Genomic DNA, 9858 nt, shown 5'->3' on the forward strand with positions numbered 1-9858 from the left:
GTGAGATTGTGCCCAGTGACATCGTTCTCAGTGTCGTGACGATCAGCTACCAGGACGTCGCCGGTCTCGCTCGCACCCTCGAGAGCGTCGCCGAGCAGACGTACGGCCGGATCGAGCACATCGTCGTCGACGGCGGCTCGGGGCAGGACGTCACAGACCTGCTGGCACGGGCCAATCCGTCGTACTGGCAATCGCAACCCGACGGCGGCCGCTACGACGCCATGAACCAGGGCATCGCCCGTGCCACCGGCGACGTCGTCTGGTTGATGCACTCGGGAGACACCTTCGCCGACCCGACCTCCGCGGCCACCGGTGTGCGAGCGCTCGGGACAGGCGGCGACGTCCGAGGCCGGTGGGGTCACGGCCGCGTGCGCATCGTCGGTGACCCGGCTCGTGACGGAACGGTCTGGGGCTACGGCCCATTCGACCTGCGCAAGTTCGCGCTCGGCGTCCGCCCGATCCCGCATCAGGCCACCCTGTTCGGCGTCGACCTGCTGGATGCGCTGGGACCGTACGATACCGACTTCGGTCTCGCCGCCGACCATCTCCTGATGCTCGAAGCCGCGGCCGTGACCTCGCCCGTGATCATCGACGACGTCCTGTGCGACTTCGATGCAGGGGGAGCGGGAAGTACCCGGCCGCAGAGCGAGCACTACGCCGACGTTCGCCGGGCCTGGGATGCCGCGGGCTACTACCCGTTCGGCAATCGCCGTGTGGCCTCGGCGTACTCGCGGGTGCTCGAGCACTCGGCGCGGTTGAAACAACTCGTGCGCGAGCGCGGCCGCAGGACCCCGCGATGACGGGGCGGCATCGCAAACAGAGCGACCCGGGCGAGGGCCTGGACACGTCCGAACGCAAGGCGATCCTGCTCAGCACCGCCTTCCGCATCGCGGGCACACCCGTCGTCGCGGTGGCCGGGCTGATCAGCGCCGGGCTAGTCATCCGTGCCACCGGGCCGTCGACGTACGGGGTGGTGGCCCTGGTTGCCACAGTGGGTTTGCTGCTGCCGTTCGCCGATCTCGGAATCGGAGCCGTGGTGACCAGCGCGTCGTCGAGATCCCGACATCCGGCGAGCGACGCCTACGCACTCGCCGTCATCCGGCGCGCCTACCGGGTGTTGGCGGGAGTATCGCTCGCGGTCGCACTCGTGGCCGTCGTCGTCATGGTTCTCGACGGCTGGGGCACGCTCCTCGGCGTCACGACCGGTCCGGAGGATCGGCTGGTGGTCACGGTGGCGGTGGCGCTCTTCGGGTTCACCATCCCCGCCGGTCTCGGGCTGCGGATTCTGATCGGCGTGGACCGCGCCCAACTCGTCGTCGTGGTGATGGTCAGCAACTCACTGTTCGCGCTGGTGATGACCGCGGCGATGTACGGCGTCGGGGTACGCGGCATCTGGTACGTCGTCCCGCCGATCGCAGGCGCGCTGCTGGGCAACGTGGTGGGAACCGTCGTCGCACTGCGGGTCTCGGGTCTCGGAACCTCGGTGTTCCACCGTGGGGAGAAGGGTGTGTCCACTGCCGGACTGCTCGAAGGTTCGCTGTGGCTCTTCATCGTCAGCGTCGGAATCCCGTTCGGGCTGCAGGTGCAGAGAGTAGTGCTCTCGCACTTGTCGACTCCACTGGAGTTGAGCCGCTACGCCCTGATGGCGCAACTGTACGGACTGTGCTGGTCGGTGTTCTCCATGGCGGCCTTGGCTTTCTGGCCGATCTTCGTCAAACGACGAGGCGCCGCCGACGAGACCGTGCGGCTGTGGATGGGGACCACAGTGACCTTCGGGTCACTGGCCGTCGTCGCCTCGATCCCGCTGGTGCTGCTCAGCCCCTGGCTGGCCGAGGTTCTCTCCGGCGGCACTATCGACGTGACCGCCACGTTGGCTGCGGCCTTCGCTGTGCTGCTGGTCGCCCAGTGTTTCCACCTACCGTCGGGCATGCTGCTCACCAAGCCGAGCGAAGCCCGTTGGCAGGCAGGGTGTCTCGCAGCCATGGCCGCGGTGACGACGGTGGCCGCTATCGGCGTCGCATCCGAGTACGGCGCCGCGGGTGTGGTGCTGGTGACGGCATGTGCGGTGATTCTGTGCCAGTTCATTCCGGACATTGCGTGGATTCCACGACTCGTCGGTCGGCGGGAGGCCGAACCGTCCATCGAATCACCCAGCGCGCCGGTACCGGCGCCCGTCGGATCGGGGGCACCATGATCGACGTCGCCAAGTTCTTACCGGTATTGCGAATCCTCAACCGATTCGACCAGAACCTCTACATGACCGTCGCCCTGGCGATCCTGCGGCGCTCGGGTGTGCGGATCATCGGTCGGCCGCTGTGGATCTCGTCCTCGGTGTTTCTCGACAACTCGGGGCCGGGGTCGATCACCTTCGGCGATCGGTGCGTGGTGTCCGACGCCGTCAAGCTTCTCACCCACGATTTCTCCCTCGACCGGGTTGCCGAAGCACGCGGCGCGCTGCCGCCGAACCAGGAGCTGTATCGACAGGCACCGGTCTCGGTCGGGAATCGGGCGTTCATCGGCCTCGGTGTCATCGTGATGCCGGGCGTCGTCATCGGCGACGACGCCATCGTCGGTGCCGGATCGGTGGTCACGCAGTCGGTCGAGCCAGGAGACGTCGTGGCCGGAAACCCGGCGAAGAGGGTCACCACCACCGACGACCTGTGGGACAAACGCAGATCGGAATTCGACATACGAGAAAGGAGACGCTGATGCGAGTTACCTTCGTGGGGCTGAACTACAAGCCCGAAGTCACCGGAATCGCGCCGTACACAGCAGATGTCGCCGAGGGCCTGCTGTGCCGCGGCTACGACATCCACGTTGTCACCGGCTTTCCGCACTACCCGCAATGGGCGCCCGATCCGCGGTATGCCGGATCGATCATCTCGGAGACGGTGGAAGGGGTCCCGGTCACCAGGCTTCGGCACTTCGTACCGGACAGCATGACCGTCGGTCAGCGCACTCACCTCGAGATGTCGTTCGGGACCAGGGCGATACGGCACCGGCTCCCACGGGCCGCTGACGTCGTCGTCTGTGTCTCACCCGCCCTCGTCTCGACCGGCATGGTGCTCGCGCGGCTCAAAGCCCAGACGGTGCGGCCCGCCCTGGGAGTGTGGGTGCAGGATCTCTACAGCAAAGGCGTCATCGAGACCGGCACACTGCAGGGTCCGAGTGCGACCGCCACCACCAACCTCGAATCCGGAATCCTGCGCGCCGCCGACGGAGTGGCCGTCATTCACCAACGCTTCGCCGACCACGCGGTATCGGGCCTCGGTGTGGCGGAGGGCAAGGTCAGCATCATTCCCAACTGGACGCACATGCCGGAGCAGACGCCGATGACCCGCGAGCATGCGCGCGATCTCCTCGGATGGTCACGCACCGACGTCATCGCCCTCCATGCCGGAAACATGGGCCTGAAGCAGGGACTCGACAACGTCGTCGACGCCGCACGCGAGTCGGACCGACTCGGCGGTCCCGTGAAGTTCGTCCTGATGGGTGACGGAAATCAACGCGGACTGCTGGAGGATCTCGGTCGGGGGATCTCGTCGCTGACGTTCATGAAATCACTGCCCGAGAAAGAGTTTCGTGCCGCGCTCGCCGCAGCGGACGCCTTGATCGTCAACGAGCGGCCCGAGGTGGCCGAGATGTCGGTACCGAGCAAATTGACGTCGTACTTCGGTAGCGGCAGCCCGGTACTCGCGGTCACCGCGTCGGGAAGCGTCACCGACCACGAGGTCCGGACGGCCGGGGGAGGCGAGCGGGTGCAACCTGCAGACCCGACGGCTCTGGTGCGGGCCGTGATCGACCTGGCTGCCGACCCGGATCGCGGCGCGCGGTACGCCGAGGCCGGTCAGAGATATGTGCGGCACACCATGTCTCGCGAGGCCGCCCTCGATCGTTTCGAAACCTGGCTGCAGCAGTTGGTGCGTGCTCACCGGGGCAGATCGAGTACGGATCTCAGCGCGGGCTTCTCGGTGAAATCGGACCTGACGAGTCCGTAGTTGTAATCCGGAACAGGGCTGCCGGTCATCGAATCGCGGAAGTCGAACACGAAAATCGGTCCGGCATAGGGCAATGCGTGCAGGGCGGTGATGCCGTCGACCAGAATCTCCGACTGCCGTTGCTCGTCGACACCGGGAGATGCCGCCGATGTCGGTGCGCCGAACTCGGTGAACCAGATGCGTGTGCCGTCGTCGCCGCGGCGTTCCATGACCGCACGCACGCGTGCGATCTCGTGGGCCGAACTCCACGCGGCATCGGGCCGGCTCAGTAGGTTCGGGGTGCTGTACGGATGCATCGCGACGGCATCGAAGGTGTCCGGACCTGCGCACCGATACAGAGCGTCGACGAAGGTTGCCGGGGACACGTCGTTCACGGAATCCACAGCGGGAGAGGTGGGCCCGGCCACCACCAGCGCGGTGGGTGACGCCGTGCGGATCGCATGCGACGCCGCGGAGAGCAGAGCGCAGTAACGCTGCGGATCGGCGCTCGGGCCGAAGCTCGCGGCGACATTCGGCTCGTTCCACACCTCCCACGCGGTGATGCGATCTCGGTATCGTGCTGCGGCTGCGGAGGCGAATCCGGCGAACCCTTCGGCCCCATCCGGTGCCGGATGAGCAGTGAGCGCGTAATTCGGTGGCACAGCCCACGTGGGTGCCCATGTCAGCACTCCGAGAATCGGCAGACCGCGGGCCGAGGCGGCGTCGACCGCCGAATCCGTGTCACTCCACTCCAGCTCGCCTGCGACAGGTTCGATCTCGGACCACTCGACCACCAGGCGCACTGCGTCGAATCCGGCGTCGGCGATGCCCTCGATGTCGCGGCGGGCATCGGCACCCGGCATGTCGGAGCTCGCGGCATTGACGGCGAGACCGACCGAATTCCAGACCGAAACGGTATCCGGCGCGGTTACCGGACTCGGTTCGGGCACAGTGCTTGTCGAGCACGAGGCGCATGCGATCGTAAGCAGAGCGAACATCACACGAGTGCGCCGGAATCTCACGAAAAGCAGTATGACGGGTGGACACAGTCCCTGCTCGCCAATAGATTTGGACCCATGGCCTACACCGAGCAGAAATCGTTGTTGATTCGCGTTGCTCGGGTGTGGGCGCGTCCGCTGTGGTGGGGTATCTCGGCATCGGGCAACGCGGATACCGTCCGTATCGACGTGGACCGGTGGATCGACTGCATCGGCAACGACTCGCTCGTTCCGCTGGATGGATATTCACGGTTCGCCTACCTCGCCGGTGCACTACGCGAGTTTCGCAACGTGATGCACTACCGGCTCCGCACGGCCCCGCTTCCGGTGCGCGTCGCGCTGCGGGTTCTGTATCGTCCGGACCCGACGCTGACCCTCGAAGCCGATTCCATCGGACCCGGACTCTTCGTCCACCACGGAACCGGCACCATCCTGTCCGCGCACACCGTCGGCAGCAACTTCTGGATCAACCAGCACGTCTCGCTCGGGTACAACGCGAAAGGCCGGCCCACCATCGGTAACGACGTGACGGTCGCGGCCGGCGCCGTCGTCACCGGGCCCATCACCCTCGGTGACGGTGCGGTCATCGGCGCGAATGCAGTGGTCGTCAAGGATGTTCCGCCGGGGGCCATCATGGCGGCCCCACTCGCGCAGCAATTGGTCAAGTAACCGTGCGCTCGCTGGCGGGGTTCACCGGCGCCGGGTACGACAAGGGGCGTCCCTTCGTGGTGCAGGCACTGTGGCTCGCGGTCTCGACGTCGGTGCTCGGGCGGTGGTGGTGCCCCAACTCGCTGCGCATCCGCGTGCTCCGGGCGTTCGGCGCGCAGATCGGCGACGGAGTGCTGATCCGTCACGGAGTACGCATCCACTGGCCGTGGAAGCTGAGCATCGGGGACAACTCGTGGGTCGGTGAGGATGCCTGGATACTGAACCTCGAACCCGTCACCATCGGCGCCGATTCGTGCATCTCCCAGGCAGTGCTGCTGTGTACCGGTAGTCACGACCGACGTTCGGCCACCTTCGAATTCGACAACGCACCCATCGTCATCGGCGACCGCGTGTGGGTCGCGGCGCGTGCGACGGTACTGCGGGGCGTCACCGTCGGCGACGACGCGACCATCGGAGCGACGGCACTGGTGACGTCCGACGTGCCTGCCTGCTCCACGGTGCTGGCGCCTGCGGCCGTACACGCGGAGCGCTGATGCGCATCCTGCACATCGTCACCCTCATCTCCGACGACGGCGCCTACGGCGGACCCACCCGCGTCGCGGTCAATCAGGCCGAAGGTCTGGCGGCCCGAGGGCACGAGGTGACCATCGCCGCGGCCGGGGTGAGCGGTGCCCCGGCGTCGGACAGCGTTCGGTTCGAGTTGTTCCGTCCGCGGACGGTGATACCGCGGAGCGGCTTCGCCGGACTGTCGGCGCCGTCGATGCTGCGCTGGATTACCAAGGTGGGCAGAGAATTCGACGTCGTACACGTGCATCTGGCCAGGGATCTGGTGACGCTGCCCGCGGCGCGGCTGTGCCAGGCGCTCGGCATCGACGTGGTGGTGCAGACGCACGGGATGATCGATGCGACCGACAAGGTGCTTGCTCGGCCCCTCGACGCCGCTCTGACGCGGCCGGTACTTCGGCGGGCGGCGCACGTGTTCTACCTGACCGACCGCGAACAGGCGGAACTGCGCGGCGTGGCAGGGCCGATGCGCGGGGTGGGAGGGCCACTGAGGTTGCGGCGGCTCACCAACGGAGTGCCGGAGCTGGCCGCACGCGTCGAGGACGGCCGCCTGGACGTGCTGTTCCTGGCGCGACTGCACCCACGCAAGCGAGCGGACCTGTTCGCGGCAATGGCGAAGGTTATGGTCACGGAGTACCCGTCGGTGAGTTTCACGCTCGTCGGGCCGGACGAAGGCGGAGCGCCCGCGCCGGACCCGCAGTGCCCGGTCCGCTGGGAGGGTCCGCTGCCGCCCGATCGGACCGCCGATCGTATGCGGGCCGCGGCGGTCTACGTCTTGCCTGCGATGGACGAGCCGTACCCGATGTCGGTGCTCGAAGCGATGGCCGTCGGCCTGCCGGTGATCATCAGTGACAGCTGCGGACTTGCGCCCGACGTCATCGCGGCGGGGTGCGGAATCGTCTTCGAGACAGGCAATCTCGTGCAGTTGATCGAGGCTGTCCGGCTGCTGCTCAGCAATGCGGAGCTGCGGCTGTCGATGGGGGCACGCGGACGCAGTGCTGCGCGTGCACGCTTCGGTACCGCGGCGATCGCCGATGCGCTGGAATCGTTCTACGACGGGACGGTGCAGTATGCCTGATCGATCAGCGGTGATGACCGCGTCGCTGGTTTTGGGAGCCGTCGTCGTGGCCGGAGCAATCGGCGCTGGCCTGTACTACGACTCGACACGCACGGAATCCGCAGCAGCAGAGACAGTATCGGTCTACACCCCGCCGGTGGGACTCGGCGGGCCGAGTGCAGTGTTCATCGGAGACTCGTACACCTCCGGCGCCGGGGCGAGCGAACCGGTCAAGCGGTGGACATCGCTGGTGGCCACCGACAACTACTGGAACGAGGAGAACCTCGGCATCGGGTCGACCGGTTACGTGACGGCGGCAGCGGAGTGCGGTGGTACGCCGTGCGCGAACTACCAGAGTGTGGCCGACACTGCCATCTCGCTCCACCCACGCATCGTCGTCGTCAGCGGAGGGCTCAACGATTTCACGGCGTTCGTGGACGACCCCGCCCCTGTGGTCGAGGCCATCTACGAAACACTCGGCAAGCTCCGCGCCGGACTTCCCGATGCGCGGATCATCACCGTCGGACCCTCTGCGGCAGGCGATGTTCCGCCGTTCATCACCGCCTACGAGAGCGTGGTCCGCGACGCCTCGGCGGCCGTGGGCGCGCAGTTCATCTCACTGATCGACCCCGTCGACGTGGTCACCGAGGACATGATCGCCCCGGACGGCATCCACGTCGACGACCGCGGACACGCCGCGATCGCCGAGCGGGTGAACGAGGAACTGAACTAGCACTCCGGTACGTCGACGGTGATGGACGGCTCGTCCACCAACGGCTGGGCCGGTACCACAGCGGCGCCGGGGACCGACGGCTCTTCGAGCTCCCATGTCACGGTGGAGGATTCACCGGGCGGAACGGTGACGTAAGCGGCCTGGACCGGGCGGCCCAGCTCGGTGCCCTTCTGCACCGAGAAGGCGCTGACACCGTCGACCGTCATCGACGTGATCTTTGCGCCCTGAGTTCCGTACAGGTATGCGATGGACTCGTTGGTGCCGTACGGAACTCCCGGCTGGAACGTGCTGGCGACGTAGGTGGTCAAACCATTGGGATCGACGGTGTTGGTCAGCGTGGCCGTCACGGTCGACTTACGCGTCGGGCCGGCGCAGGTCTCGGCGGTGTAGGTGATGTCGCGGGTGAGGTAGTAATCGAGCTTGTTACCACCTGCGTTGTTGACGATCACATTGGCGTACGGCGCCGGGTCGTCGGGCAGTGTGTGGCCGATCTTGGTGGACGCCAACACTTCCTGCGCGGCCGGGTCGGCGCTCCACACCGAGATGCGCCCCTCGCTGCCCGCGCGGCCCACGGCGTCGAGCAGCTTGCGCGTCGGAGCCTTACCTGTGGTCATCTTGGTGACGACGGCCTGCGAGATCTCCTGCAGGTAGGCCTTGCGGGCGATCTGGTCGTCGCCGAAGCGGGAGTAGGCCGTCGACAGTGTCACCTCGACCACGTTGTCGCCGGAGATGACCTCGCCGTCGGCCAGGGTGACCGGGCCGGTGGCGTCGAGAATGTAGCTCAGCGCAATGGGATCGGTCGCGATGGCGCCGTCGAGCGGCTCTCCTGTCTGCTCGGTCCACATCGATGTCCAGATCTGGCCTGCATACGGAAAGTTGGGGCTCGCGTTGGAGTTGCGGAAGTCGACCGTCGTGTTCCGCGGTGCCCACAGTGCGGTGTACTCGGGTCCCAGGTCGATCGGCTGCTTCGCGAAGTCCAGATCGCTGTTGCTGCCGAGAGTGTCGACGCGGGCAGTTCCGTTGTCGGCGCGCAGAATTCCGAAGCCGCCGAGCAAGCCGCCGGTGCCGCGGGCCTCGGCGTTGGTCTGGAACGCCAGGAAGTACGAGCGCGGGCCGTCGGCGCCCATCATGGCAGGCACGATCCGGCTCGCCTGGTACGTGCTGGTCAGCAAGCCGGACAGGTCGTGTGTCTGGTTCTCGAGCTGGACCCTGGCGTCGTCGACGACACCGAGGTACGCAGGCGCGTCGATCGCCTGGGCCTGCGCGTAAAGGGCCTGTGCCGCTGCGGAGGTGGACTGCAGTACCGGCTCGGCGTCGGTGAGCGCCTGCAGATTCACCCGGCCACCGCCCTCGATGATGCTGTTGGGCGAGATGCTCGCACTCGCCCGCGAGGCAGGCTCGAGCACGTCGACCGCGAGACCCTGCACCACATCGGTGATATCGACGACGGTCGCCAGCGGGCTGCCGAGGAACGGAATGGCTGCGGCGACGGTGAACGGCAACGACGACGCGGCGTCGTGCGCCTTGTCGGCCGAGTCGATCGCCTCGCTCGCCGCGGACTGAGCCCCGGCCACATCGCCGTCGAGCAATTCGTTCTTCGACGCGTTGGCCGCGTCGCGTGTGGTTTCGAGGTTGGACTTGGCGCTCACCGCCTCGACCGCCAGCCAGACGAGGAAGGCGATCAGAAGCACCGCCACGACGAGGACACCCAGCAAGATGGGGCGCTTGGTGCTCCGGCGTGACGGCGGGCGGGTTTCGGTGCCAGTGGTCATGTCCCGAGGGCTCCTAGAAAGAGTGGTAAGAGGACGATTCAGAGACGAGATCAAAACGCTGCACGGAACACTAGTGCGTCCGAGCCGA

10 protein-coding genes are annotated in these 9858 nt (G+C 66.8%); 8 read left to right on the forward strand and 2 right to left on the reverse strand.

The features are described 5' to 3' along the window. Positions 1–8: 8 nt before the first annotated feature. The 4 genes from RY1_RS10520 to RY1_RS10535 are packed head-to-tail and all read left to right on the forward strand — an operon-like array spanning position 9 to position 3998. Entirely contained in the window at positions 9–800 is a 792-nt protein-coding gene (locus RY1_RS10520) for a glycosyltransferase family 2 protein (RefSeq protein WP_072803507.1), read from the forward strand. Then, a complete protein-coding gene (locus RY1_RS10525; RefSeq protein WP_072803508.1) occupies positions 797–2194 on the forward strand; it encodes a lipopolysaccharide biosynthesis protein in 1398 nt (465 codons plus the stop codon). The genes RY1_RS10520 and RY1_RS10525 overlap by 4 nt, the downstream gene beginning before the upstream one ends. Next, positions 2191–2709, forward strand: coding sequence for an acyltransferase (locus RY1_RS10530; RefSeq protein WP_072803509.1), 519 nt, complete (start codon positions 2191–2193; stop codon positions 2707–2709). Before RY1_RS10525 ends, RY1_RS10530 begins: the two co-directional genes overlap by 4 nt. Next, a complete protein-coding gene (locus RY1_RS10535; protein WP_072803510.1) occupies positions 2709–3998 on the forward strand; it encodes a glycosyltransferase family 4 protein in 1290 nt (429 codons plus the stop codon). Before RY1_RS10530 ends, RY1_RS10535 begins: the two co-directional genes overlap by 1 nt. On the opposite strand, the gene RY1_RS10540 is transcribed toward RY1_RS10535, so the two are convergent. Further along, positions 3929–4927 carry a cellulase family glycosylhydrolase gene (locus RY1_RS10540; protein ID WP_245819589.1) on the reverse strand — a complete coding sequence of 333 codons (999 nt, stop codon included), beginning with the start codon at positions 4925–4927 and terminating at the stop codon, positions 3929–3931. The genes RY1_RS10535 and RY1_RS10540 overlap by 70 nt on opposite strands. A gap of 126 nt (positions 4928–5053) precedes the next feature. Between RY1_RS10540 and RY1_RS10545 the strand changes: the two genes are divergently transcribed. From RY1_RS10545 to RY1_RS10560, 4 genes are read left to right on the forward strand one after another with little or no spacing between them, the layout of a single operon-like run. Beyond that, positions 5054–5644, forward strand: coding sequence for an LbetaH domain-containing protein (locus RY1_RS10545; protein ID WP_072803511.1), 591 nt, complete (start codon positions 5054–5056; stop codon positions 5642–5644). A gap of 2 nt (positions 5645–5646) precedes the next feature. Continuing rightward, complete coding sequence (locus RY1_RS10550; protein ID WP_084727325.1) at positions 5647–6177, forward strand: DapH/DapD/GlmU-related protein; 531 nt, start codon at positions 5647–5649, stop codon at positions 6175–6177. Next, on the forward strand, positions 6177–7286 hold the full coding sequence (locus tag RY1_RS10555) for a glycosyltransferase (protein ID WP_072803513.1): 1110 nt from the start codon (positions 6177–6179) through the stop codon (positions 7284–7286). The genes RY1_RS10550 and RY1_RS10555 overlap by 1 nt, the downstream gene beginning before the upstream one ends. Beyond that, positions 7279–7998, forward strand: coding sequence for an SGNH/GDSL hydrolase family protein (locus RY1_RS10560; protein WP_072803514.1), 720 nt, complete (start codon positions 7279–7281; stop codon positions 7996–7998). The genes RY1_RS10555 and RY1_RS10560 overlap by 8 nt, the downstream gene beginning before the upstream one ends. Here RY1_RS10560 and RY1_RS10565 read toward each other — a convergent pair. Then, entirely contained in the window at positions 7995–9770 is a 1776-nt protein-coding gene (locus RY1_RS10565; RefSeq protein WP_072803515.1) for a DUF4012 domain-containing protein, read from the reverse strand. The two genes, RY1_RS10560 and RY1_RS10565, sit on opposite strands and share 4 nt — an antisense overlap. Positions 9771–9858 lie beyond the last annotated feature (88 nt).

It is taken from the genome of Rhodococcus yunnanensis NBRC 103083 (genome assembly GCF_001895005.1).
In the GTDB taxonomy this organism is placed as follows: Bacteria; Actinomycetota; Actinomycetes; order Mycobacteriales; family Mycobacteriaceae; genus Rhodococcoides; species Rhodococcoides yunnanense.

What these genes read in the sequence shown, in the direction of transcription:
- RY1_RS10525 (WP_072803508.1), top strand. Translation starts at nt 797, where the DNA reads ATGACGGGGCGGCATCGCAAACAGAGCGACCCGGGCGAGGGCCTGGAC.
- RY1_RS10530 (WP_072803509.1), top strand. Translation starts at nt 2,191, where the DNA reads ATGATCGACGTCGCCAAGTTCTTACCGGTATTGCGAATCCTCAACCGA.
- RY1_RS10535 (WP_072803510.1), top strand. Translation starts at nt 2,709, where the DNA reads ATGCGAGTTACCTTCGTGGGGCTGAACTACAAGCCCGAAGTCACCGGA.
- RY1_RS10545 (WP_072803511.1), top strand. Translation starts at nt 5,054, where the DNA reads ATGGCCTACACCGAGCAGAAATCGTTGTTGATTCGCGTTGCTCGGGTG.
- RY1_RS10555 (WP_072803513.1), top strand. Translation starts at nt 6,177, where the DNA reads ATGCGCATCCTGCACATCGTCACCCTCATCTCCGACGACGGCGCCTAC.
- RY1_RS10560 (WP_072803514.1), top strand. Translation starts at nt 7,279, where the DNA reads ATGCCTGATCGATCAGCGGTGATGACCGCGTCGCTGGTTTTGGGAGCC.
- RY1_RS10565 (WP_072803515.1), bottom strand. Translation starts at nt 9,770, where the DNA reads ATGACCACTGGCACCGAAACCCGCCCGCCGTCACGCCGGAGCACCAAG.